Below are 23,722 nucleotides of genomic sequence, written 5' to 3' on the forward strand. Positions count from 1 at the left end.
CCACTACCGCCGGTGCGAGTGAAGGGCCGAAAGTCCCCTCATTGCGGACTAGACTTTGTTGCGACTCACTCGAGGAGCTGCGAAGACGGGATACTGCGATGGCGAATGACGGTCGGGGCGGCCGCTATTCGGCTGACCAGACGGTGTCGCGGCAGATGTTGCGCAGCCTGCTCGGCGAGGTCGCCGATCGGGTCGAGGTGATGATCGGCTCGCGCGATCGGATGGACGGCCTCGTCGAGGCCATGCTCACCGTCACCGCGGGTCTCGACCTGGACGAAACTTTGCGCACCATCGTGCGGACCGCGATGAACCTGGTCGACGCCCGCTACGGCGCGCTGGCGGTGCGCGGCCACGATCAGCAGGTCGCGCAGTTCATCGACGAGGGCATGCCGGATCAGATCCGCGACCGGATCGCGCGATTACCCGCGGGCCACGGCGTACTCGGCGCGGTGTTCGCACACAAGGCGCCGCTGCGGCTGGCCGATCTCACCGAACACGAATCCTCGATCGGTTTCCCGGCGGGACATCCGCCGATGCACACGTTTCTCGGTGTGCCCGTCCGCATTCGGGACGAGGTGTTCGGCAGCCTCTATCTGACCGAGAAGTCCGACGGACAGCCGTTCACCGAGGAAGACGAAGTCCTGGTGCTGGCGCTGGCGGCCGCGGCGGGCATCGCGGTCGACAACGCGCGGCTCTACGAGCAGGCACGAACCAGGCAGGCGTGGATCGAGGCCACCCGGGATATCGCGACGGAATTCCTGGCCGGTACCGAATCCGATCGGGTGCTGGGTCATGTGGTCGATCACGCGCGCGGGCTGACCGGATCACATCAGGCGTTTCTCGCCTCGGTGCCCGTGCCCGACGAATTGCCGGGCGAGATCAGCGAATTGGTGGTCACGCAGTGGACCGGCCCGGACGCGGGACAGGACTGGCAGACCATTCCGATCGCGGGGACCGTGGTGGGCGACGCGTTCAGCAGACGGACACCGCTGCGCTTCGACGACGTGTCGGAGGTGACGCTCGGCGTCGAGTTCCCCGTGGCCGAACTGCCCGGTGCCGGACCGGCTCTCGTGCTGCCGCTGTGCACACCCGATGCCACCCTCGGCGTTCTGGTGACGTTCCGGCCGCCGGGTTTCGCACCGTATTCCGACGAGATGCTCGAGCTGACCGCGGCGTTCTGCGATCAGGCCGCGCTGGCGGTGCGGCTGGCCGACGCGCAGCAGCGGATGCGCGAACTCGACCTCGTCGCCGACCGCGATCGGATCGCGCGCGACCTGCACGATCATGTGATCCAGCGCCTGTTCGCGATCGGCCTGACCGTGCAGGCGACCATGCCCAAAGCAGTGGTTCCCGAAGTGCGGCAACGGCTTTCGACGGTGATCATGGATCTGCAAGAGGTGGTGCAGGAGATCCGCACCTCCATCTTCGATCTGCACGCCAGCGGCTCGGGCCACAGTGAGGGGCTACAGCAGCGGCTCGAGGTCGCGATCCGGCGCCAGACCGCCGACATCGCCCTGCGCGCGACGATCCAGGTGTCGGGCCCGCTGTCGGTGCTCGATCCACAGCTGGCCGACCACGCCGAGGCGGTGGTGCGCGAGGCGGTGAGCAACGCGGTGCGCCATTCCGGCGCCGACACCGTCGCCATCGTGATCGAGGTCGCCGACGATCTGGTGATCACGGTGTCCGACAACGGCTGGGGCATCCCCAACCACGTCATCCGCAGCGGGCTGCGCAATCTCGAGCAACGCGCGCAGGAGGCGGGCGGCCACTTCGAGGTCGGTCCGGCCAAGCGCCCCGACGCCGACGGCAACCACCCGGAGATGTCGGGCACGCAGCTGCGCTGGGCGGTGCCACTGCCCCAGGACGCACCGACGACCGGCGGGTTCGCCCTCGCGGGCGGCCCCGAGACCGGCGACGAGTAGTCATACCCCGGCCAGGATCACAGCGGCGTTGTTGCCGCCCATACCCATTGACAGTTTCAGGGTCGGGCCGTCGAGCATCGGGGTCGGGCCGTCGAGCAGCCGGGGGTGCGCGGGCGCCACGATCGGCGCCGACGCGGCGATGCCACGTTCATAGGACAGCGCGATCGTGGCGACTTCGATCGCCGCGCATGCGCCCTGACAGTGCCCGGTGAGCGGTTTGAGCGCGGCGATGGCGGGGCGGTCGTCGAAGACCGTGGTCATGACGTCGCGTTCGGCGCCATCGCATTGCCTGGTCCCGGTGCCGTGCGCGTTGTAGTACGCCACGTCGGCGGCATCGATCCCGGCGTTCGCCAGCGCGCGCTCGACGCAGGCGATGATCTGGGCGTGGGTGGGATCGACCGAGACGACATGGAAGGCGTCGTTGGTCATCGCACCGCCGAGTACCCGGGCATAGGGCAGCTCGACCGCGCCGGTGAGCAGCAGTGCCACCGACGCCTCGGCCATGGTGAAACCGAGCGTGCCCTCCTGGAAGGGCTTGCAGGCGGTGAACGGGTCGGCGTCGGCGATCGCCGCACCCACCCCGACGAAATGTTCGAGCATGTCCGGGGTGGCCGAGAGGTCGGTCGTCACGCACAAGACATCGTCGACCAGGCCCGCGTCGCGCCACATCTTCGCCGTCAGCAGGGCGACATTGCCCGAACTGCAGGCGGCCGAGACGTTCATCGCGGGCCCGTGGAAACCGAACTCCTGCATCACCACCGAGATGGGTGTCGACGGCAGCATCCGCAGATAGTCGCGCGAACGCCGGTGGCCGTCGTCGCGACGGTAGAAATCGCGCCAGTCGGCGACGTCGCCCAGAGTGAACGCGTGGACGAGGCCGACAGTTCGGCCTTCGCCGCGCCACCCACGGGCCCGCGCGTCGGCGATCGCCTCGGTGGCCGCGGCGTGCACGGCGCGCCCGAACAGACCGGTTCCGTGCGCCGGGTCGCCGCCGTCGGGGATCCGCCCGACCCAGGCGTGCTGATCACGTCCCCGCCCGTAACCGGGGTACAAACGGGCTGCCGGTTTGCCCCCCATCAATCCCTGCCACAGGAACTCGCGGCCCCACCCGTAACCGGAGACGACACCGATGCCGGCGATCGACATAGAATCGAAGCGGTGGGCCATGCCGCCCGTGAGCACATCCGGTGTCACATCGCTCCTCGCGGGTCTTCATGAAGGATCACCAGACTAGTCCGGTACGCCGTTCGCAGACCAGGCCGAGATCGGGGGTTGCGCAGTGGGAGAGAGAAAGACCGACGCGGCGAGCGCCGAGCAGCTCGCGCAGCGCTACCGATCGCTGGTCGAACACACTCCCGATGCCATCTGCGTGCACGAGTCCGGGACCATCGTCTACGTCAATCCGGCCATGGTGCGCCTGCTCGGTGCCCGCTCGGCCGACGACCTGCTCGGCTTGTCGATCACCATCTTCGTCCACCCCGATTCCGTGGCGGCCATGCTCGACCGGATCAACCAGCTCACCGCCGAGGGTTCGGCATCCCCGCCCTCCGATATGGACCTCGTCCGGGTGGACGGGCGCATCGTGCCGGTGCAGACGGTGTCGGTGCTCACGGTGTGGCAGGGCGAGCTGGCCTATCAGGTGGTGGTGCACGATCTCACCGCGCAGCGCGCCGCCGAGGCGTCGGCTCGCCGGGCGGAGGCGTATTTCACGACCGTGGTGTCACAGCTGGAAGAAGGCGTGCTCGTCGTCGATCGGCGGGGCCGCCTGGAGTCGATCAACCCGGCAGGAAAACGCATACTCGGCATCGACGACGCCGAGCCTGTCCTCGGCCACCTCATCGACGACCTGCCGATGTCGATGATCGACAGCGACGGGCGGCCGCTGCCGCCCGGCAAGCATCCGATGGCGCACACCCTCGCGACCGGCGAGGTGATCACCCAGTTCATCTTCGGGATCGAGCACGCCGACGGCCACCAGGTGTGGTTGTCGTGCAACTGCAGACTGCTCAACCCGGACAGCCCGGATTCGTCGGGGGTGTCCTCGTTCGCCGATATCACCGAATTTCGGGCCAGCAGGCGCCAGCTCGAGCATCAGGCCACCCACGACGCGCTGACCGGGCTGGCGAATCGTTCCCTGATCCTGTCGCAGCTGTCCTCGGCGCTGGCCGACGAGGGCGGCAGCCTGGTCACCACGGTGCTGTTCATCGACCTCGACGGCTTCAAAGCGATCAATGACACCCTCGGGCACGCCATCGGCGACACGGTGTTGCAGATCGTCGCCCAGCGGCTGCAGCAGTCGCTGCGGAGCGAGGACCTGGTCGGGCGGCTCGGCGGCGACGAATTCCTGGTGCTGCTGGCCGGTCATCCGCACCGTGCCGACCTGCCCGCACTGGTGGAGCGCCTGCGCGTCACGATGTCGGAACCGATCATTGCCAGCGGTCACCGCCTCGAGGTGAGCGCCTCGGTCGGTATCACCGAACTCGGGCCGCACGAGAACCGCACCCCCGAGGCCGTGCTGCACGACGCCGACCTGGCGATGTACCGCGACAAGCCGTCGGCGCATCGTGAGCTCGGTCTCGGTCAGAATCGACGCTCGAACAACACCCACGCCTCCTGACAGACTGGTCGGCGTGATCGTCGAACACGCGCTGTTACCCGTGCGCCCCGGTGCCGCCGCCGCTTTCGAAGCGGCCTTCACGCAGGCGTATCCGATCATCGCGGGAATGCCCGGCTTCGGTGGGCTGTCGTTGTCGCGCTGTGTCGAGCGGCCCGAGTGCTTTCTGTTGCTGGTGCGTTGGGAGCAGCTGACCGATCACACCGTGGGATTCCGAGAGTCGCCGGAATATCAGCGCTGGCGTGCACTGTTGCACCACTTCTATGAGCCTTTCCCGGTGGTCGAACACTTCACACCGATCCTGGGCGACGAAGTCTTCCCGGTCGCGGCTGCCCTACCCGCGGACACGTAGACTCGACAACTCTGTTCTCAACGCGGTGACAAAGGAGTCCTGTTTTGCCCGACCGCCTCGCCGACGCCTCCCCGGCCGCGCACGACCGCGAGATCGAACAGGAGCAGAAGTACCTTTCGGTGCTCTACGACCGGCTCGACGGCATGCGCGACTACGCGCAGAACCGGCTCAAGACCGTGCTCCTCGAATCCGGTGGCACACCGCAGGCGCGCAGTGAGCGCGAATCGTTCACCCAGCTCTACAGCGAGGACCTCTCCAAGTACGACGCCGCCGAGCACGGTCTGTGCTTCGGCCGGATCGACCTCGACGGCACCGAGGAAGAGGCGCGTTATATCGGCAGGCTCGGCATCCTCGACGAGGACAACGACTACGAGCCGCTGCTGCTCGACTGGCGCGCCCCGCTGGCCCGCCCGTTCTACCTGGCCACCACCGCCAACCCCGAGGACGTCACCCGCCGCAGGCACATCCGCTCGCGCAACCGCGCGGTGACCGCGATCAACGACGAGTACCTCGATCTCGGCGCCGCCCAGCGTGATGGTGTGGTCGGCACCGACGACGGTGTCGGTGGCGAGAGCGCGCTGCTGGCGGCGCTCAACGCCGCCCGTACCGGGCACATGAACGACATCGTCGAGACGATCCAGAGCGAGCAGGACGCGATCATCCGCTCCGAGCACAAGAGTGTGCTCGTGGTGCAGGGTGGGCCGGGCACCGGCAAGACCGCGGTCGCGCTGCATCGCGCGGCGTTCCTGCTCTACACCTACCGTCAGCAGCTGGCCAAGAGCGGCGTGCTGATCATCGGCCCGAACGCCACCTTCCTCGACTACATCGGTCAGGTGCTGCCCTCCCTCGGTGAGACCGGCGTGCTGCTGTCGACCATCGGCGACCTGTATCCGGGTGTGAAGGCGGTGCGCGAGGATTCGCTGCGCGCCGGGGAGATCAAGGGCTCCCTCGACATGCTCGAGGTGCTCAAGCAGGCGGTGCGTGACCGTCAGGAAGTGCCGTCGGAGCCGGTTCGCCTGGCGTTCGACGGCTATCCGGTGACCCTGGATCGCAAGATCGCGACCAGGGCGCGCGGCCGGGCCCGCTCCTCGCGGCGCCCGCACAACCTGGCCAGGCCGATCTTCGCGTCGTCGGTGATCGACGCGCTCACCGATCAGCTCGCCGCGACGATGGGTGCCGACCTGTCCGGCGGCAAGAGCCTGCTCAGCTCCGCCGACCTCAGCGAGATCGGCGACGAGATGCGCGGCGACCCGCACGTGCAGGCCGCGATCAGCGCGCTGTGGCCGGTGCTGTCGCCCCAGGAAGTGCTCGCCGACCTGCTCGCCGACCCCGCCCGCCTCGACCGCGCGGCCAAGACGCTCAGCGCCCCGGATCGCGCCGAGCTGGTGCGTTCCGACGACGGCATGTTCGGCGCGGCCGATGCCCCGTTGCTAGACGAGCTGGCCGAACTGCTCGGCGTCGACGACACCGAGGAACGCGAACGCTCGCGGCGCCGGTGGCGGGCCCAGATCGAGGAGGCCCAGGACGCCCTCGACATCCTCACCGGTTCCGCACCGCAGGACATCGAGGACGAACTCGATCCCGAGATCCTGATGGCCTACGACCTGATCGACGCCTCCCAGCTGGCCCAGCGCCAGGAATTCGGCAACCGGCAGACCACCGCCGAACGCGCCGCGGGCGACCGGACCTGGACCTACGGTCACGTGATCGTCGACGAGGCACAGGAACTCTCGGAGATGGCGTGGCGAATGGTGATGCGGCGCATCCCGAATCGCTGGATCACCGTCGTCGGCGATGTGGCGCAGACCGGTGACCCGGCGGGCGCGTCGTCCTGGCAGCGGGTGCTCGAACCGTATGTGGCCAAACGCTGGAAGCTCACCGAACTCACGGTGAACTACCGCACCCCCGCCGAGATCATGGCGGTCGCGGCCGACGTGCTCGCCGCGATCGATCCCGGCACCAAGGTGCCACGTTCGGTCCGCGAGACCGGCAATCCCCCACGCACCCACCTGGTTCGGCCCGCTGACGTGGCGGGCGAGGTGGCGCGCTTGCTCGAAACCGAACACGGCCCCGGCACCAGCGCCGTCCTGGCTCCCGCCGCCCTCGTACCGGAATTATCTTCCCTGGCAGGCGAATCCGTTCAGGTTCTCACCGTGCACGACGCGAAGGGCCTGGAGTTCGACCGCGTGTATCTCGTTGAGCCACAGGCGATCCTGGACGAATCCCCGCGCGGCCTCAACGACCTGTACGTCGCACTCACCCGCGCGACACAGCGGCTCGCGGTCGTGCACACCGAGAAGCTGCCCGGGATCCTCTCCTCGCTGGAACCGGCCTGAGCGCTACCCCCGTGACACACAAAAGCCTCTGATCGCGTGTGATACGCGCGATCAGAGGCTTTTGTCGTTTCGAACTAGCGGACCGTGTGGACGATCAGGACGTCCGAACGGGACTTGCGGGCTACGTCCGAGGGGACGGAGCCGAGCAGGCGGCCGGTGAGGGTGTTGAGGCCTCGGTTACCGACGACGAGCAGATCCGCGTCCACCTCGTTGACGAGATCGAGCAGCGAATCGACCGGCTCGCCGACGATCGCGCGATCGACGATGTTCTTCGCACCGGCGGCCAGCGCCTTCTCCCGGGCGACGTGCAGGATCTCGTTGGTCGGGGCCGAGCCACGGACCTGGTAGGCCTCGTCCTTGAGTACATCGGCGGCGGCGGCGACGTCGCGGTCGTCGGTCGGGAAGTAGGCGCAGGCCAGCACGAGAGTTGCCTCCGCGTCCCCGGCGAGCGCCGCGGCCTTCTCCACCGCCACATACGACGAATCCGAGCCATCAGTACCGACGACAATGGTCCGGTAGGCGGTCATCTCTCCTCCAACTTGGTCGGTGCCAGCACCGAACCACTCGGGAATCGAGCGTCAGCGCGGCAATTGGCTCGACCCTAACGCCAAATCAGGCCGATTTATCGACAATTCGCAATAGATCACACCCGGAGTGTTGGCGTGTGTGCCGATGTCACGGCGGTTTTCGCGACAGTCGAGAACATCCACCTGCGGCAATAGAACCGCCGGTCGAAGAAATTGTGGCCTATCACAACACGATCAACGACGCAGTGCGGCTGGGACTTCGATCACATCAGCCGGAGAAACTGGGGAATCCGCAGGCGGCGCTGCCGGTACCGGTATTCGGCGCGACGGTCACCGTGGCGGGGGTGATCCACCAGATACGCCCATAGCCGTCGACTTTCGCCGTCACCTCGTGTGAACCGGCCGCGGAGGGGCGCCAGGAGGTCTTGGTCTCGCCGAACGCCGGGACCGTGACCGTGTCGATCACCACGCCGTTGTCATAGAAGGTCACCGGCGCGCCGGCGTAGCCGGAGCTGTAGCCGACGACGTTGACCGCGACCAGCGTGTAGGAACAGCCTGCCTTGGGGTCCTGACTCGAGACGCTGACCCACTGACTATCGGCATGCGCGGTCGGTGCAAGCAATGCGGTGGCGGCCAGCGCGGTCGCGAGGGCGGCGCCCAGACGGGCGGTCCGGTCGAAAGATGTTGTCACGGTTGATGTCCTGACTTCTCCACGCAGCAACGGCCGCTGCGAATGCGGTGACACTATCGACGAACACCGCCGCACAAAGTTGGAACGTCAATATTTCACACCCCCCGATTCTGGGGTCTTCCCACCGGTCACCGTGCCGTGGAGACCACCTGTGCGCTGCGGGCGTATTCCGTCGGTGACATCCCGATCTCGGCGGTGAATTCTCGGCTGAAATGCGCCTGGTCGAAATAGCCGAGGTCGGCGGCGAGAACCGCGAGGTCCGGGTGGCCGTGCGCGAGGAGGTCGGCGGCGTCCTGCAGCCGGAACCGGCACAGCACCCATTTCGGGCCTGCCCCGACGTAGCGGCGGAACAGCCGTTGCAGGGTGCGGATCGGGATCGCGAAACGATCGGTGACCTGGTCGACCCTGGTGAGCTCCGGATCGTTCGCCATGGCGGTGACGATGCGCGTCACCAGCGCGTAGTGCGGATCGTCGGTGCGACCGCGGCCCGCGAAGAACTCCTCGACGATGACCCGCCTTCGCTCGTCGGACTGTTCGGCAAGCACCCGTTCGGCCAGCCCCGCGGCCTCGGGCAACACCGCGCTCAGCGGGGCCGAATCATCGCGCAGCGCTCCGACATCCATCCCGGTGAAGGCACCGAAACCGCCGGGGGCGAACCGGATGCCGAAGGTCTCGCCTTCCCCGGCGAGCTCGCGCACGTACTTCGTCGTGCACACACCGTTGACGAAGCCGCCGGTGCGGGTGGTGCTGCGTTCGAAGGTGACATTCACACACGGGAACGACAGCACCTCGGCCGAATAGCTGGGCTGCCCACGCAGATCCCAGCGCACCACCCAATAGCGGTCCGCGAATTCGGCCAGCGCGGGCCCGACCCCGAGCCGGTTCAGCGACCGGTGTCTTGCCTGCTCGTCGGGGTGCAGAATTCCCTTCACATCACCGGGATCCGGCGCCGCTGTCATCACCGGCCGATCTGTCGCGTTCTTACAAGACGGGTCGTCGGTAGCGGCGCAGGATCGTAGTCATGACCAATCCCGTTGCGCCCATTCCGGAGGGCTACCACTCCATCACCTGTTTCCTGGCCGTGCCCGACGGTAACGCGGCCATCGACTTCTACACCGCGGTCTTCGACGCGAAGGTGCTCAGCCGAGCCGATCAGCCCGACGGCCAGCCCGCGCACGCCGAACTGCTCATCGGTGATTCCACGCTGCAGCTCGGAATGCCCATCCCCGACAACAATGTTCGCGCCCCCGAGGACTGGGTGCACACCTCGGTGGTGCACTACTGCCCCGACGTGGACGCGGTGATCGCCCGTGCGCTCTCCCACGGTGCCCGCAGCGCCGAGGAGCCGCAGACCTTCGTCACCGGCGACCGCTTCGGCGTGGTGATCGACCCCTTCGGGCACCGGTGGGCGGTGATCACCCGCGTCGAGGACGTCTCCAGGGAGGAGGCCGACCGCCGCGTCGCCGCCTGGATGGCGGAGCAGGGCTGACGGCGCCCGCCGCGGGGCTCGGCTCGGCATCGCTCAGCTGAGCCCCGCGGCGTCCATGCCGCGCAGCTCCTTCTTCAGGTCGGCGATCTCGTCACGCAACCGGCCCGCCAGCTCGAACTGCAGTTCGCGGGCCGCGTTCATCATCTGCGCGGTGAGTTCGGAGACCAGGGCGGCCAGATCGGCACGCGGCATCGACTTCACATCGCGTTCGGCGTAGATGCCCGCACTGGCCCGGCCCGGCTCGCCCTGAGCGCGCCTGCCGCGGCTGGCATTGCGGCCCGATCCGCCGACGGCCACCTCGTCCTCGGCTTCGGTGTACACCTGGTCCAGGATGTCGGCGATCTTCTTGCGCAGCGGTTGCGGGTCGAGGCCGTGTTCTTCGTTGTAGGCGACCTGTTTGGCACGGCGACGGTCGGTCTCCTCGATGGCGTGCTGCATCGAATCGGTGATCTTGTCGGCGTACATGTGCACTTCGCCGGACACATTGCGCGCCGCGCGGCCGATGGTCTGGATGAGGCTGGTGCTCGACCGCAGGAAGCCTTCCTTGTCGGCGTCGAGGATCGCCACCAGCGACACCTCGGGCAGGTCGAGACCCTCGCGCAGCAGGTTGATGCCGACGAGCACGTCGTATTCGCCGAGGCGCAGCTGACGCAGCAGTTCGACCCGGCGCAGCGTGTCGATCTCGGAGTGCAGGTAGCGGACCTTCACGCCGAGGCCGAGCAGATAATCGGTGAGGTCCTCGGACATCTTCTTGGTGAGCGTGGTGACCAGCACCCGCTCGTTGCGCTCCGCGCGCCCACGGATCTCGTGCACCAGGTCGTCGATCTGACCCTTGGTCGGCTTGACCACGACCTTCGGGTCGACCAGGCCGGTCGGGCGGATGACCTGCTCGACCACCTCACCGCCGACCTGACCCAGCTCGTAGTTGCCGGGAGTCGCCGACAGATACACCGCCTGACCGATTCGCCCGGCGAATTCCTCCCAGGTCAGTGGGCGGTTGTCGACTGCCGAGGGCAATCGGAATCCGAAATCGACCAGGTTGCGCTTGCGCGACATATCACCTTCGAACATGCCGCCGATCTGCGGCACCGTGACGTGCGATTCGTCGATCACCAGCAGGAAATCGTCGGGGAAGTAGTCGAGCAGCGTGGCCGGTGCCGAACCCGCCGGACGCCCGTCGATATGGCGCGAATAGTTCTCGATACCCGAGCAGAAGCCGACCTGACGGATCATCTCCAGGTCGTACTCGGTGCGCATACGCAACCGCTGCGCCTCGAGCAACTTGCCCTGACGCTCCAATTCCGCCAGCCGCGCGGCCAATTCGGCCTCGATGTCGACGACCGCCCGTTCCATCCGCTCCGGACCGGCCACATAGTGGGTGGCCGGGAAGATGCGCGCCGAATCGACTTGGCGCACAACATCACCGGTGAGCGGATGCAGATAGTAGAGCGCCTCGATCTCGTCACCGAAGAACTCGATGCGGATCGCCAGCTCCTCGTAGGACGGGATGATCTCGACGGTGTCGCCGCGTACCCGGAACGAGCCACGGGTGAACGACATATCGTTGCGGGTGTACTGCACGTCGACGAGCAGCCGCAGCAACGCGTCGCGATCGATCTCGCCACCGACTTCGAGCTGCACCGACCGATCCAGATACGACTGCGGGGTACCGAGGCCGTAGATGCACGACACCGACGCGACCACGACGACATCGCGACGCGAGAGCAGACTCGAGGTCGCCGAGTGCCGCAGCCGCTCGACGTCGTCGTTGATCGAGCTGTCCTTCTCGATGTAGGTGTCGGTCTGGGCGATGTACGCCTCGGGTTGGTAGTAGTCGTAGTAGGAGACGAAGTACTCGACCGCGTTGTTGGGCAGCATCTCGCGCAGCTCGTTGGCGAGCTGCGCGGCGAGGGTCTTGTTCGGCGCCATCACCAGGGTGGGGCGCTGCAACTTCTCGATCAGCCACGCGGTGGTCGCCGATTTACCGGTACCGGTGGCGCCGAGCAGGACGACGTCCTTCTCCCCCGCGTTCACCCGGCGCTCGAGCTCCGCGATGGCCGCGGGCTGGTCGCCCGCGGGCGAGTACTCGCTGACCACTTCGAACCGAGCGCCCGTGCGCTCGATCGTGCCGACGGGGCGGTGTTCGGAATGGGCGATCGGGTGACCCCGCTCTTCGTACCCTTCCGTCGGGATCTCGGTTGCGAATGCCATGGATCCAGCTTAGGCGCGCCCACCGACACATTTCCGCGCCGGAGAACCACGCGCTGTTCGCCACACCGGGCGCCGCGCCGATGACCGCCGGTCGGGTCGTGGTCGTTTCCGTGAACTTCTGCTCATCGATACCGTCACAGCGCTGCGCGAAGGTGACAGCGACCACTGCCGAGCGACCCGGCGGCGACCCCTGTTTCACCTGGTAGACGCACCAAACTCGAACCCGGCGAATACCGAGCACCTCGATCGATGTCCGAAATATCCCTTGCGCCAATGACATTCGACCATCGCGGGTACCGAATCGAACCTGCCACACATCCCGGCGCGGGCGTACCCTGAGTTGATCATCGGCACGTGGTGAAGGACAAGGCCATGAGCGTTCTACTTCCCCTGCTCGTCGCGGCTCCCGCGGTAACCGGATTCGCCGGATATTTCGCCAGGGAGATACGCGGCCCGCACACACCGACCCCTGATCCGATTTCACCGGCTGCCAGACCCCGGGTCGAATACTTCGACCTCGCCGAGCTGACCAGTACCGACGCCAAGGGCTACGTCCACCCGGTCGACCGGTACGAGGTGCAGCCATGGGGCATCTACCTGGCCCGCGTCCTCGACCGGCCGCACGGTCGCTACGAGGAGTCGTGGATGTTGCCCGGCCACGCCATTCGCGCCACCATCAGCCACGATCGGCCCGGCCATCACCGCAGCCACGACTATGTCCTCGACATCGTCGAGCTCGTCCAGGTCGGGCCGAAACGGTGGAGGGCCACCGACTACTTCCTCGACGTCGCCGTGCGGCGCGGCCGGTCGTCGACGTTGTCCGGTTCGGGCGAACTGCTCGCCGCGCACGCCGCGGGCCATGTCGACACCGAGCACGCCGACCGGGCCTTCGAACGCGCCGCGCGCGTGCTCGACGGGTTGGCGGCCAACGACCACGATGTCGAACAGTGGTTGCGCTCCCGGGACATCACGCTGACCTGGATGTAGCCGGCGAGGGTCTGCACGCGCCGGTAGATTCTGCGCTCATGACGCAGGCATCCACCGTGCACGTGCATCCACCCAAGGTCGAGTACTTCGACGTCGCGGCCAAGACGAACACCGACCCCAAAGGCTTCGTCCGGCCGGTGGAGGTCTATCGGGTGGAGCCGTGGGGCCTTTACATGGGTCGTCACTCCGATCACGCGCACTTCCACTATCTGGAATCGTGGGTGCTGCCCGAGCTGTCGCTGCGAGCGTCGAAGCTGCACTACAACCCTGGTGTCGACCAGTGGCAGGACATCTATGTCGATGTCGGCGAGTTCACCAGGGAGTCACCGACGCTGTGGCGCTCGATCGACCACTACCTCGATCTCTTGGTCCGCACCAGACGTGATGTCCGGCTCGTCGATATCGATGAACTGCTCGCCGCGTACGCCGACGGCCTGCTCGACGCCGAGCAGTGCCAGGCCGCGATCCAGCACGCGACCGCCGCGATCGACGGGATCGCCGCGCACGGCTATTCACTCGAGAATTGGCTGAGCACCTTCGATATGACCCTGACCTGGCGCCGAAACGACGAACCGCCCGAACCTCGGTAGGGGTCCGGGCGGTGCGAGGAGTCGGTGTCAGCCTGCCGACAGGCTCGGGAACAGATCCGCGAGGCCGCCACCGCACGACGCGCTGCCGGTGCTGCCCGCCGCACCGACCGTGACGGTGATCGAGTCGCTGATCAGCAGCTGACGCGCCTCGAGCTTGTGCTGGCCCGCCGTGGTCGGCTTCCAGGTGATGCTCACGGTGCCCGACAGCAGCGACGGCGACACCGGGCTGCCCGGGATGTCAACGCCGTTGTCGGTGAACTTCACCGAGGTCAACCGGTCGACCTCGACGCTCGCGGTCAGCTTGTAGCTGCAACCGACCTTATGGTCGGTTCCGGCCACGCCGAGGTTGCCGACCCAGGCCGAGGCCTGCGGAGCGGCCAGCACGAGGCTGGCGGCGACGGCGCCGAATGCGGTGATGCCGAAGCCCGCACGGCCGAACTGACGGTGATGTGTTGTCATACGCGCTACAACTTCCCTGTGAATCGAGTCACCCTGTAGTGACTTCGCACAATTTACACAGCGCGCGACAGCATGCGGACGGTTTCCGAAACAATGATGTTTAACAGTTTGGTACTCGGTTCACGCGCGGGCTCCTGCCCACTCGGTGACCACCGGATAGACCGCGTCGAACCACGGCTCCTTCACCACGTAGTAGGCGTCACCGGCCGCGTCGTCGGTCAGATCCGCCGCCGCGAGTTCGGCCCCACGCTTGACCGCCAGGTACTCCGACCGCGCGCTCTCACTGGCCCGCAACCAGTCGCGCAGGTCGAGCGCGAACCGCTGGCCGAGCGAATCCCGCACGCGCAGATGAATATTGGCGGGTCGGCCGGGGTCGGCGTTGCCGTGCAGGCGTTTTCCCCACCGGGCGAGGTCGGTACCTTCGGGATCACCCTCGCTCGGCTTCGGATTGTCGTGCGTCACTCCGGCGGCCGGCGGGAACCCGGCCGCCGTCAACGCATCGGTCAGCGATTCGGCCGTGGCCATGTCGGCCACGGTCACCTGGATGTCGATGATGTCCTTGGCGGGCAGTCCGTGCACCGCGGTCGATCCGACGTGATCGATGCGCACCGCCGACGCACCACACGCCAGATGCAGCCGGGCGATGATCCTGCGCGCCTGCATGTCCCATTCCGGCTCGGTGACGAGGCGGTAGTCGGCGCGCGCGCGGACGCCCTCGCGCTGATTGCGTTCGAACGGCACCAGCCGTCGCGTCCACAGCTCCCGGACCTGCGCCTCGACCACCTCCGGCGCACCGTTGTTGTCGAGCCACACATCGGCGACCGCGCGGCGCTGTTCGTCGGTGGCCTGCGCGGCGATCCTGACTCGCGCATCCGCTTCGGCCACCCCGCGGTGCTCGACCAGCCTGCGCAGCCTGGTCTCCTCCTCGGCCCCGACCACAACGACGAGCTGCATCAGCGGCGCGAGCCCGTTCTCGACGAGCAACGGAATATCTTGCACCACAACGGCATCCGCGGGCGCGTCGCCGATCAGTTCCGCGGTGCGGGCCCCGACCAGCGGATGGGTGATGGCGTTGAGCTTGCCCCGCGAGACGTCGTCGGCGAAGGCCACCGCGGCCAGCGCGGGCCGGTCGAGACTGCCGTCGGGGCTCAGGATCGCCGCACCGAACTCCTCGACCAGCGCGGCCAAGCCCGGCGTGCCGGGGGCGACGACCTCGCGAGCGATCGCGTCGGAGTCGATGAGCACCGCCCCGAGCTCGACCAGCGTCCGCGCGACTGTTGATTTACCAGCTCCCATGCCTCCGGTGAGGCCGATCCGCAACATGGGCCCAGTCTCGCATCCCGACCGCCGGGCCGGGGCAGCTCCTGCGACACGCCCACGCGCGGAGCGGCGGAAGATCCCGGGCCGGGCGCGTCGCGTCGATTAATCTTCGCGCAGGCGAGAAGGCCGCACGACTACCGACAGGATGATCATGGGTACCAGGAACCATCGGGCGGCCCGCCACCGCCTCGGCATGCAGGGCGGTGTGCACTGCATCGAATTCCCCGCCGTCGCAGCGACTCTCGCCGAATACCGGCGTTCCTGGTTCAGTACCCTGCTCTCCCCTGCCAGACACAGCTTCGCCGCGATGCGCAAACGCCCCAGCATGGCCACCGGATACTGGTCCCCTGCTGCCGCGAGCTGACAGTGGGCCCGGCCTGATGCCGAGCCCACCCCCGGCTCACACGCCGACGAGTCCGCTCGGCGCGCGCCGAGTCCCCGGCTGCTGAGCCGGCATCGCATTCGGCGGCACCGGGTACGGCACCCCCTGCCCCAGCGTGCCCGCCGCGATATTCGGACCGCACTGCACGACCGCCGCATCGGCCTTGGGACGCGGGTCTGGCAGCACCGGTTTCGCGGCATTCGGCGCCGCCGCGAAATCGAAGGTGGAGGTCATGTCGCCGGTGACGCCGCGTCGCCAGGCGGTCAGGTTCGGCACGTCGACGCCGAATCTGGTTTCCAGCAAACGCAATTGGGAGGTGTGGTCGAAGGTCTGCGAGGCGACCAGCCCACCGCGACTGTACGGCGAGATCACCATGCACGGCACCCGGTAACCGAGTCCGATCGGGCCGGTGATGCCGCCCGCCGCGGGCACCCGGTCCAGTGGCACCGTCAGGAATTCGCCCGCGGTGCCGGGCGGCGGCGTCGGCGGGGTGACGTGGTCGAAGAAGCCGCCGTTCTCGTCGTAGCTGATGATCAGCGCGGTCTTCTCCCACACCGCCGGATTCGAGGTGAGGATATCGAGAAGCTGCACTATCCCCAGCGCGCCGAAAGCCGCAGGCAGCGCGGGGTGTTCGCAGTGCAGCACCGACGGGACCACCCACGACACCGCGGGCAGGGTGTTGCCGGCGACGTCGGCCTGGAAATCGTTCGGGTAGGTCGGGGCGATACCGCGGCGCGCCAGTTCGGAATTCGGGTCGGCGGCCTGGGTGAAGCAGCCCATCATGCCGTCCAGAATCATCGATGAGGCCTCGCCGATATCGCGATTGCTGTAGATCTTCCACGGCACCCCACCCTCGGACAGGTTCTCCGGGTAGGTGCGCCAGCTGTAGACGTTCTTCGGGAGCAGCAGCGGCGTCTCCACCAGCGGACCGCCCGCCAGTCCGTCGGGGTCGATGCTCGCGCTCATCCAGTACAGCCGGTTGGGGTCGGTGGGGCCGAGCACCGAGCAGTGGTAGTTGTCGCAGAGCGTGAATGCCTGCGCGAGCTCGGTGTGGATCGGAATGTCCTCCGGCAGGTAGTAACCCATCGCCGCGGGCGCGTTACCCGGCCCGACCGAAGCCACCGACATCGGCATCCAGCCGTCGTTGCGCCCGTTGTTGAATGCCTTGTGCATGCCGGGCCAGGTGTGGTCGGGGTCGTTGATGCACTCCCCGTCCAGGGTTGCGCCACGGGTGGTGTCGAGCCGAAACGGTTCGACGAAACCCTCTGCGGTGGGCCCGATTCCGGGCGACCACCCGAACTGACGCCACGCCGCCGACGCCTCACCGAACCCGCGCACACCCGACATGGTGCCGAAATAGTGGTCGAAGGACCGATTTTCCTGCATGAGCAAGACGAAATGCTCGATATCGCCGAGCCCACCCATACCGGCCGGATCGGCGGCAAAAGCTCGGTCGATAATCGGATTCGCCCAGGTGGCAAGCGTTCCCACCGCACCGGCGGCCATCGCCTTCGCAAGGAACTGCCGCCGGTTGAGACCGGCGAAGGGACCAGAACTCATCGGATTGGAGCACCTTTCCCGTAGGGGGATGGAGCAATCGCGCACACGGTACTCCACCTGGGAAAGGGCCTATTCCCGCAACCCGAGTGAACGGACCAGATCCAGCATCTCGGCCCGGTAGAGCTTGTCCGGATGTTGCGCCCGAGGCCCGAGATGACCGTAGATCTCCAGCGCGAGCAGCCCGTGCATGCGCCCCCACATCCGCAGTGCGAGAGCCAATCCCGCGGCGGGCAGGTCGGGGAAGTCGCCGCGCACGTGATCGACGAGCCCGGGATCGAAATCCGACCAGGCCGGCGCACCGATGGTCTGCGAGACGGCGGCGTAGGGCCACGCCGCTGCGGCCAGACCAACCAATCCGCTGCACGCCCGCAGTTCGGCATCGCGAGAAGGACCACCGACCGGCGGCTGGTAGCCGAGGACCGGATCGCCGTAGATCAGTTTGAACCCAGCCGGATTGGCGACCGCCCATTCGCGGACGGTCTCGCCCCAAGCCACGATCCGACCGGCCGGATCGGTCTCGGGTATCGCATCACGCGCGGCTTCGGCCCGGTCGACGAGCGAGGTGTAGACGTCGGCGATGAGGGTGGTGATCAGGTCGTCCCTGGCCGGGAAGTAGCCGTACAGCGCACCCGCGGTCATCCCCATCTCCCTGGCGATGGCGCGCAACGAGATCGCGTCGGGACCACCTTCGGCCAACAGCCGCAACGCGATCGCCTTGATCTCCGCTGTCGCTTCCTCGCGCAATCGCTCGCGCCGATTCCTCACCTCGACCACGGTTGACACCCTACAGCGTTCGTCTACTATCAGCCGTGTCATTACTGAACGGCGTGTAGTAATCGAACACCACAGAGAAGCGAGTGGCATTGTGAATATCGGAGTATTCGGCGCGACCGGCGTCATCGGCTCCCGAGTGGTCGCCGAGGCACAGCATCGCGGACACCGGGTGACAGCGTTCACCCGCGATTCGGCCCGCTTTCCCACCGAGCGCGGAGACACAACGTGGCGAGCCGCCGACTGGCTCGACGCCGACAGCATCGCCACGGCGATCGCGGGACTCGACGTGGTGATCAGCGCCGTCAACGCGGGGCACGGTATCGCCGACACCATCGCCAAGGCGGGCAATTTCGTCGTCGGCGCGCGGGCGATGGTCGATGCGCTGCAACGACATCCGGAGATCCGGCTGATCGTCGTCGGTGGCGGCGGCAGCCTGGAGGTCGCCCCCGGCCTGCAGTTGGTCGACACGCCGGACTTCACCCGGGTGCTCACCGAGGAACTGCGGGTACCGGGCGAGTATCGCGAACCCGTACTCGCCGGTCGCGACGCACTGAACATCTACCGCCAGTCCAATCGGCACTGGACCTATCTGAGCCCGTCCTCGGGCCGCATCGAACCGGGCCCGCGCACCGGGCGCTACCGGCTCGGCGGTGATCAGCTCCTCGACTCCGACACCGATATCTCGGCAGAGGATCTCGCCGTCGCGCTCCTCGACGAGGTCGACCAGCCTCGCCATTTCCAGCGTCGCTTCACCGTCGGACGCTGACGGGAACTACCCCAGAAAAGGCCGAAGGCCCTGGTCCGTGTGGACCAGGGCCTTCGGTGATGCAGTTGTCGATTCAGGCGTCAGCCGACTGAATCAGGCGTTGCCGCTCGCTCAGGCGTTGCCGCTGAGCTTCTCCCGCAGAGCCGCGAGCTGGGCATCGCTGGCCAGCGAGCCGCCCGTGGACTCGGCCGGACCGGAGGTGGACGCAGCCGCGCTGCCACCGGTCTCGGAGGAGTAGTTGCCCGCGACGGGACCGCCGGCGGCGGCCTCGGCGGCAGCGTCGGCTGCCATCTTCTCCATCTGAGCAGTGTGCATCTTGTGGCGACGCTCGGCCTCGGCGTAGCGGCCTTCCCACTCTTCACGCTGCTTGTCGAACCCGTCGAGCCATTCGTTGGTCTCGGGATCGAAGCCCTCGGGGAAGATGTAGTTGCCCGCATCGTCGTAGCTGTCGGCCATGCCGTACTTCGACGGGTCGAACTCGGCGTTGTAGTCCTCGTTCGCCTGCTTCAGCGACAGCGAGATACGACGACGCTCGAGGTCGATGTCGATGACCTTGACCATGGCGTCGTCGCCGACGGCCACAACCTGGTCCGGGACCTCGACGTGGCGCTCGGCCAGCTCCGAGATGTGGACCAGGCCCTCGATGCCCTCTTCGACGCGCACGAAGGCACCGAAGGGAACCAGCTTGGTGACCTTGCCGGGCACGATCTGGCCGATGGCGTGGGTCCGGGCGAACTGACGCCACGGGTCTTCCTGAGTCGCCTTGAGCGACAGGGAGACACGCTCGCGGTCCAGGTCGACGTCGAGAACCTCGACGGTGACCTCGTTGCCGACCTCGACGACCTCGGACGGGTGGTCGATGTGCTTCCAGGACAGCTCGGAGACGTGCACCAGGCCGTCGACGCCACCCAGGTCCACGAAGGCACCGAAGTTGACGATGGAGGACACGACGCCCTTGCGGACCTGGCCCTTCTGGAGCTGGTGCAGGAACTCGCTGCGGACCTCGGACTGGGTCTGCTCGAGCCAGGCGCGACGCGACAGAACCACGTTGTTGCGGTTCTTGTCGAGCTCGATGATCTTGGCCTCGATCTCCTTGCCGACGTACGGCTGGAGGTCGCGGACACGACGCATCTCGACGAGCGAGGCGGGCAGGAAGCCACGGAGACCGATGTCGAGGATCAGGCCGCCCTTGACGACCTCGATGACGGTGCCCTTGACGGCCTCGTCCTTCTCCTTGAGCTCCTCGATCGTGCCCCACGCGCGCTCGTACTGCGCCCGCTTCTTCGACAGGATCAGGCGGCCTTCCTTGTCCTCCTTCGTGAGGACCAGGGCCTCGACCGCGTCGCCCACGGAAACGACCTCGTTCGGGTCGACATCGTGCTTGATGGAGAGTTCGCGGGAGGGGATGACACCTTCGGTCTTGTAACCGATGTCGAGCAGGACCTCGTCACGATCGACCTTGACGATGGTGCCCTCGACGATGTCTCCATCGTTGAAGTACTTGATCGTTGCGTCGATGGCGGCCAGGAAATCCTCGGCGGAGCCAATGTCGTTAATGGCTACCTGCGGCGAGGTGACGGTGGTGGGCATATGTGGGTTTGCTCCGGACGGATTGTGGTCGGTTGCGGACATTGGATCTTTCGGTACGCTGCGAGATCACCGCGACGACGCGACGAAGGGATACCGGTAAAGTATCGCACGGACCGTCGCACTTGCCGCTGATCAACTTCAGCGTCCCTCTACAGCGTGTGTCAGCGTACGCGACCGGCGCCGAGCCGGGCAAACCACCCCCCGCACCACGCCGATACCCTGTTCGGCGTGTCCGACGACGAACGCCATGCGCAGGCCAACGCGCTGCTCGGTACCTCAGCGACCACCCGAACCAAGATCGACTCGCGCGACAGCGAGCGCGCGAATCGCCGCTGGTGGGACGCCGACGCCGAGCAGTACCACCAGACCCACGCCGACTTCCTCGGCGTCGATTCCCCCGGCGGCGAGTTCGTGTGGTGCCCCGAGGGCCTGCACGAGGGCGACATGGGTTTCCTCGGCGACGTGACCGGCAAGACGATCTTGGAGATCGGCTGCGGGTCGGCGCCGTGCTCGCGCTGGCTGGCCGGTCACGGCGCGTTCCCGGTCGGGCTCGATGTGTCGATGGGGATGCTGGAGCGTGGCGTGGCCGCGATGGACAAGGGCGGGCCGCGGGTGCCCCTCGTGCAGGCGGGGGCCGAGGCGCTGCCCTTCGCCGACGCCTCGTTCGATCTGGCCTGCTCGGCGTTCGGCGGGGTGCCGTTCGTCGCCGATTCGGCGCTGGTGATGCGCGAGGTAGCTCGGGTGTTGCGGCCGGGCGGGCGCTGGGTGTTCTCGGTGAACCATCCGATGCGCTGGATCTTCCCCGACGATCCGGGCCAGGCGGGACTCACCGCCACGATCCCCTATTTCGACCGCACCCCTTATGTAGAGGTCGACGCCGAGGGTGTGCCGACCTATGTCGAGCACCATCGCACGATCGGTGACCGGGTCCGCGAGATCGTCGGCGCCGGCTTGCACCTGGTCGACATCGTCGAACCGGATTGGCCGGAGTGGCTCGACCGCGAATGGGGTCAGTGGTCGCCGCTGCGCGGGCAGATCTTCCCCGGGACCGCCATCTTCATCGCCGAGAAGCCCTAGAACTCCGGTAGCGCGGCGAAGGACGCGTCGACCCGCACGCTCGGCACCGTGTCGGCGACCCAGCGGCGTGCCCTGGTGAGCGCGTGGTCGGGGAACTCGGCGTCGAAGCGCACGTCATCGGACAGTAGATAGGGCAACCGTCCGCGCAGGCCGGGCGCGTACGGGTGGGGTGGACACATCTCGTCGCGCCGAACCTGCCTGCCGATCGCGGTCTCGCGCGCGCCGGGCACACCGGTCTCGGGGCACATGATCTGGAACACCGCCGAGCACCGGTCCTTGGGCACCACGATCGACGCGGCGAAAACGAGTTCGCCGCGCGGACCGGGGAGCTGCGTCTTCTCCACACGGAGCAGGGCGGGCAGCTGGTCGACCCACACCACGAAGGCCTCGATCAGGCAGCCGGTCCGCGCGTGGTGCTCGGCCAGCCGCCTGCGTAACCGCTTGAGGTCGTCCAGCCGAGCGGGCAGGTCGGGCGCGCCGTTGACATAGTTCAGCGCGACGACGTCACGAGTGGACGGATTCCCCCAGGTCGTGTCGTCCAACTGTTGCATTCCAGGAATGTCGAACGAGATGGGCACCGGATCAATTTACCGGCGCCGTCGACTTCGGTTGTCCCCGTGCGGCGCTCGGCGCGTCGATCAGGGGAGAAACGCGCTCTTCGACCACGTCGACGAGCCAGGCTTCGTGATTGATCACCATCGCACGGCTGCGCGGGGTGGCGAGCACGGTCGCCAGCGCGGTGCGAAACGCCTCAGCGGTCGCGCGGTCGTCGAAATCGAGGTCGATGAGCACCCGTGGTGGTGCGCCGTCGACCCGGCCGACGCGGTAGGTGCGCACGCCGTTGTCGGCGCGGAACCGCTCGTACTGGTCGAACGCGGCCTTCCAATCGTCGTAGTCGCGAACGGTGTTGTCGATGTGCAGCGTGATGGTCATGATGACCTCCGTTGTCGTGGGCGAATGGGGACATCTCGATCATCGGCCGGTCCGGTGTGCCGGAACATCCCTGATCCTGGGGGTATTCCGCCGTAGGCTGGACATGTGCCGAGTACCTTGGCCGACCGGATCGGCCGTCTGTGCCGCGCCGATCACTCCGCCAAACGACTGCGAGAACTCGTCCTGGTCGAGATCCGCGCGACGATCCCGTTCGCCGGTCATGTCTTCGCGCTCACCGATCCCGTCACCGCGGTCGCGACGGCGCCGCTCGCCGATCTCCCCGGCCTCGACCTCGGGCTCCTGCCGGACTTGATCCGCGCCCGCTACCTCACCCCGCTCAATCGGTGGGACACCGTGCGCGGCACCGGCGCCCATTCCTTGCTCGGCGCCACCGACGGCGACCCGGACCGTTCCCTGCTGTGGCGCACCGCGCAGCGCGATCTCGGCGTCACCGACTCCGCCACCATCACCTTCGCCGACCGCTACGGCTGCTGGGGATTTCTCGAACTGCTCCGCTACACCGAATCCCCTTTCACCACAGCAGAACTCGCTGCGCTGAACACGCTGACAACCACAGTCACCGTCGGCCTGCGCCGGACCGTCGGCGCCACCTTCGTCGAATCCGACGCCCGACTCGCCCCCCTCGGCCCCGCGGTCGTACTCCTCGACGACACCCTGCGCGTGCGCTCCCAAACAGCGGCCGCCGCGGATTCACTGCTCCGCCTACTCCCCCCTGACGAACCGATTCCCCCCGTCCCCGCCTCGGTCTACAACGCGGCCGCCGCCCTGCTCGCCACCGAGGCGGCCACGCCCCTCGGCCCCGCCACCTCCCGCGTCCACCTGGGCGGCAACCGCTGGCTCACCGTGAAAGCCGACCGCATCGGCGCTGACATCGCCGTGTCCCTCGAACCGAGCACCGCCACCGAACGCCTCGACCTGTTCGCCCGAGCCCACGCCCTCTCCGCCCGCGAATCCCAGGTCCTCACTCTCTTGGCGACAGGCCTGGATTCCCACGAACTGGCAACAGAACTGTTCCTGTCCGAACACACGATCAACGACCACGTCAAAGCCATCCTCGCCAAATCCAGCACCCGAACCCGCCAACGCCTGCTTTCTCGCGTCCTCGGGGTCGGCTGAGCATG

At 67.3% G+C, this 23,722-nt stretch carries 23 protein-coding genes; 11 read left to right on the forward strand and 12 right to left on the reverse strand.

The features are described 5' to 3' along the window. Positions 1–98: 98 nt before the first annotated feature. Entirely contained in the window at positions 99–1,922 is a 1,824-nt protein-coding gene (locus tag ACFWPX_RS28010; protein WP_378917425.1) for a GAF domain-containing protein, read from the forward strand. Here ACFWPX_RS28010 and ACFWPX_RS28015 read toward each other — a convergent pair whose 3' ends face one another. Further along, positions 1,923–3,116 (reverse strand): beta-ketoacyl synthase N-terminal-like domain-containing protein, encoded by a 1,194-nt coding sequence (locus ACFWPX_RS28015; RefSeq protein WP_378917423.1) that lies wholly within the window; start codon positions 3,114–3,116, stop codon positions 1,923–1,925. Between the two features lie 85 nt (positions 3,117–3,201). Between ACFWPX_RS28015 and ACFWPX_RS28020 the strand changes: the two genes are divergently transcribed. Genes ACFWPX_RS28020 through ACFWPX_RS28030 form a run of 3 tightly spaced genes read left to right on the forward strand, consistent with a single transcriptional unit; the run spans position 3,202 to position 7,224 of the window. After that, positions 3,202–4,539 (forward strand): diguanylate cyclase domain-containing protein, encoded by a 1,338-nt coding sequence (locus tag ACFWPX_RS28020; protein WP_378917421.1) that lies wholly within the window; start codon positions 3,202–3,204, stop codon positions 4,537–4,539. Positions 4,540–4,552: 13 nt separating this feature from the next. Further along, on the forward strand, positions 4,553–4,888 hold the full coding sequence (locus tag ACFWPX_RS28025) for an antibiotic biosynthesis monooxygenase family protein (protein WP_378930465.1): 336 nt from the start codon (positions 4,553–4,555) through the stop codon (positions 4,886–4,888). Positions 4,889–4,932: 44 nt separating this feature from the next. Further along, positions 4,933–7,224, forward strand: coding sequence for a HelD family protein (locus ACFWPX_RS28030; protein WP_378930467.1), 2,292 nt, complete (start codon positions 4,933–4,935; stop codon positions 7,222–7,224). 74 nt (positions 7,225–7,298) lie between these two features. Here the strand turns inward: ACFWPX_RS28030 and ACFWPX_RS28035 are convergent, their stop codons facing one another. From ACFWPX_RS28035 to ACFWPX_RS28045, 3 genes are all read right to left on the reverse strand, one after another. Beyond that, a complete protein-coding gene (locus ACFWPX_RS28035) occupies positions 7,299–7,751 on the reverse strand; it encodes a universal stress protein (protein WP_378661184.1) in 453 nt (150 codons plus the stop codon). A 268-nt stretch (positions 7,752–8,019) separates the two neighbouring features. Continuing rightward, complete coding sequence (locus ACFWPX_RS28040; protein ID WP_378930469.1) at positions 8,020–8,442, reverse strand: hypothetical protein; 423 nt, start codon at positions 8,440–8,442, stop codon at positions 8,020–8,022. Between the two features lie 128 nt (positions 8,443–8,570). Further along, positions 8,571–9,401 carry a DUF6597 domain-containing transcriptional factor gene (locus ACFWPX_RS28045; RefSeq protein WP_378917413.1) on the reverse strand — a complete coding sequence of 277 codons (831 nt, stop codon included), beginning with the start codon at positions 9,399–9,401 and terminating at the stop codon, positions 8,571–8,573. 62 nt (positions 9,402–9,463) lie between these two features. Between ACFWPX_RS28045 and ACFWPX_RS28050 the strand changes: the two genes are divergently transcribed. Then, positions 9,464–9,931: a VOC family protein gene (locus ACFWPX_RS28050; RefSeq protein ID WP_378917412.1), complete on the forward strand. Its 468-nt coding sequence runs from the start codon at positions 9,464–9,466 to the stop codon at positions 9,929–9,931. 33 nt (positions 9,932–9,964) lie between these two features. Here ACFWPX_RS28050 and uvrB read toward each other — a convergent pair whose 3' ends face one another. Then, positions 9,965–12,142: an excinuclease ABC subunit UvrB gene (uvrB, locus tag ACFWPX_RS28055; RefSeq protein WP_378917410.1), complete on the reverse strand. Its 2,178-nt coding sequence runs from the start codon at positions 12,140–12,142 to the stop codon at positions 9,965–9,967. 372 nt (positions 12,143–12,514) lie between these two features. Between uvrB and ACFWPX_RS28060 the strand changes: the two genes are divergently transcribed. Both ACFWPX_RS28060 and ACFWPX_RS28065 read left to right on the forward strand, forming a co-directional pair. Further along, positions 12,515–13,129 carry a DUF402 domain-containing protein gene (locus tag ACFWPX_RS28060; protein ID WP_378930471.1) on the forward strand — a complete coding sequence of 205 codons (615 nt, stop codon included), beginning with the start codon at positions 12,515–12,517 and terminating at the stop codon, positions 13,127–13,129. Between the two features lie 38 nt (positions 13,130–13,167). Beyond that, positions 13,168–13,719 (forward strand): DUF402 domain-containing protein, encoded by a 552-nt coding sequence (locus ACFWPX_RS28065; protein ID WP_378930473.1) that lies wholly within the window; start codon positions 13,168–13,170, stop codon positions 13,717–13,719. Positions 13,720–13,746: 27 nt separating this feature from the next. Here the strand turns inward: ACFWPX_RS28065 and ACFWPX_RS28070 are convergent, their stop codons facing one another. After that, complete coding sequence (locus ACFWPX_RS28070) at positions 13,747–14,178, reverse strand: hypothetical protein (protein WP_101463436.1); 432 nt, start codon at positions 14,176–14,178, stop codon at positions 13,747–13,749. Between the two features lie 120 nt (positions 14,179–14,298). After that, positions 14,299–15,501, reverse strand: coding sequence for a dephospho-CoA kinase (coaE, locus tag ACFWPX_RS28075; RefSeq protein ID WP_378917404.1), 1,203 nt, complete (start codon positions 15,499–15,501; stop codon positions 14,299–14,301). A 148-nt stretch (positions 15,502–15,649) separates the two neighbouring features. Between coaE and ACFWPX_RS28080 the strand changes: the two genes are divergently transcribed. Continuing rightward, positions 15,650–15,862, forward strand: coding sequence for a hypothetical protein (locus tag ACFWPX_RS28080; RefSeq protein ID WP_378917402.1), 213 nt, complete (start codon positions 15,650–15,652; stop codon positions 15,860–15,862). 36 nt (positions 15,863–15,898) lie between these two features. On the opposite strand, the gene ACFWPX_RS28085 is transcribed toward ACFWPX_RS28080, so the two are convergent. Further along, complete coding sequence (locus ACFWPX_RS28085) at positions 15,899–17,440, reverse strand: phospholipase C (RefSeq protein ID WP_378930475.1); 1,542 nt, start codon at positions 17,438–17,440, stop codon at positions 15,899–15,901. A 69-nt stretch (positions 17,441–17,509) separates the two neighbouring features. Further along, complete coding sequence (locus ACFWPX_RS28090) at positions 17,510–18,214, reverse strand: TetR/AcrR family transcriptional regulator (RefSeq protein WP_378917399.1); 705 nt, start codon at positions 18,212–18,214, stop codon at positions 17,510–17,512. A 91-nt stretch (positions 18,215–18,305) separates the two neighbouring features. Between ACFWPX_RS28090 and ACFWPX_RS28095 the strand changes: the two genes are divergently transcribed. After that, positions 18,306–18,980 (forward strand): NAD(P)-dependent oxidoreductase, encoded by a 675-nt coding sequence (locus ACFWPX_RS28095; RefSeq protein ID WP_378930477.1) that lies wholly within the window; start codon positions 18,306–18,308, stop codon positions 18,978–18,980. Between the two features lie 111 nt (positions 18,981–19,091). Here ACFWPX_RS28095 and rpsA read toward each other — a convergent pair whose 3' ends face one another. Continuing rightward, on the reverse strand, positions 19,092–20,570 hold the full coding sequence (rpsA, locus tag ACFWPX_RS28100) for a 30S ribosomal protein S1 (RefSeq protein ID WP_056824523.1): 1,479 nt from the start codon (positions 20,568–20,570) through the stop codon (positions 19,092–19,094). A 228-nt stretch (positions 20,571–20,798) separates the two neighbouring features. Between rpsA and ACFWPX_RS28105 the strand changes: the two genes are divergently transcribed. After that, entirely contained in the window at positions 20,799–21,647 is an 849-nt protein-coding gene (locus tag ACFWPX_RS28105) for a class I SAM-dependent methyltransferase (protein ID WP_378930479.1), read from the forward strand. Here ACFWPX_RS28105 and ACFWPX_RS28110 read toward each other — a convergent pair. Together ACFWPX_RS28110 and ACFWPX_RS28115 are read right to left on the reverse strand one after the other, a co-directional pair. Beyond that, a complete protein-coding gene (locus ACFWPX_RS28110) occupies positions 21,644–22,198 on the reverse strand; it encodes a hypothetical protein (RefSeq protein WP_378930481.1) in 555 nt (184 codons plus the stop codon). The two genes, ACFWPX_RS28105 and ACFWPX_RS28110, sit on opposite strands and share 4 nt — an antisense overlap. Positions 22,199–22,229: 31 nt before the next feature. After that, a complete protein-coding gene (locus tag ACFWPX_RS28115; protein ID WP_378930484.1) occupies positions 22,230–22,580 on the reverse strand; it encodes a hypothetical protein in 351 nt (116 codons plus the stop codon). Between the two features lie 105 nt (positions 22,581–22,685). On the opposite strand from ACFWPX_RS28115, the gene ACFWPX_RS28120 reads away from it, so the two are divergent. Then, positions 22,686–23,717, forward strand: coding sequence for a LuxR C-terminal-related transcriptional regulator (locus tag ACFWPX_RS28120; RefSeq protein ID WP_378930486.1), 1,032 nt, complete (start codon positions 22,686–22,688; stop codon positions 23,715–23,717). Positions 23,718–23,722: the final 5 nt, after the last annotated feature.

This window comes from Nocardia sp. NPDC058518, from assembly GCF_042719655.1.
Classification (GTDB): domain Bacteria; phylum Actinomycetota; class Actinomycetes; order Mycobacteriales; family Mycobacteriaceae; genus Nocardia.

Coding starts and splice junctions, on each gene's coding strand:
- ACFWPX_RS28010 (WP_378917425.1), top strand. CDS start 99: ATGGCGAATGACGGTCGGGGCGGCCGCTATTCGGCTGACCAGACGGTG.
- ACFWPX_RS28035 (WP_378661184.1), bottom strand. CDS start 7,751: ATGACCGCCTACCGGACCATTGTCGTCGGTACTGATGGCTCGGATTCG.
- ACFWPX_RS28045 (WP_378917413.1), bottom strand. CDS start 9,401: ATGACAGCGGCGCCGGATCCCGGTGATGTGAAGGGAATTCTGCACCCC.
- ACFWPX_RS28050 (WP_378917412.1), top strand. CDS start 9,464: ATGACCAATCCCGTTGCGCCCATTCCGGAGGGCTACCACTCCATCACC.
- uvrB (WP_378917410.1), bottom strand. CDS start 12,142: ATGGCATTCGCAACCGAGATCCCGACGGAAGGGTACGAAGAGCGGGGT.
- ACFWPX_RS28060 (WP_378930471.1), top strand. CDS start 12,515: ATGAGCGTTCTACTTCCCCTGCTCGTCGCGGCTCCCGCGGTAACCGGA.
- ACFWPX_RS28065 (WP_378930473.1), top strand. CDS start 13,168: ATGACGCAGGCATCCACCGTGCACGTGCATCCACCCAAGGTCGAGTAC.
- ACFWPX_RS28070 (WP_101463436.1), bottom strand. CDS start 14,178: ATGACAACACATCACCGTCAGTTCGGCCGTGCGGGCTTCGGCATCACC.
- coaE (WP_378917404.1), bottom strand. CDS start 15,501: ATGTTGCGGATCGGCCTCACCGGAGGCATGGGAGCTGGTAAATCAACA.
- ACFWPX_RS28080 (WP_378917402.1), top strand. CDS start 15,650: ATGGGTACCAGGAACCATCGGGCGGCCCGCCACCGCCTCGGCATGCAG.
- ACFWPX_RS28085 (WP_378930475.1), bottom strand. CDS start 17,440: ATGAGTTCTGGTCCCTTCGCCGGTCTCAACCGGCGGCAGTTCCTTGCG.
- rpsA (WP_056824523.1), bottom strand. CDS start 20,570: ATGCCCACCACCGTCACCTCGCCGCAGGTAGCCATTAACGACATTGGC.
- ACFWPX_RS28110 (WP_378930481.1), bottom strand. CDS start 22,198: ATGCAACAGTTGGACGACACGACCTGGGGGAATCCGTCCACTCGTGAC.
- ACFWPX_RS28115 (WP_378930484.1), bottom strand. CDS start 22,580: ATGACCATCACGCTGCACATCGACAACACCGTTCGCGACTACGACGAT.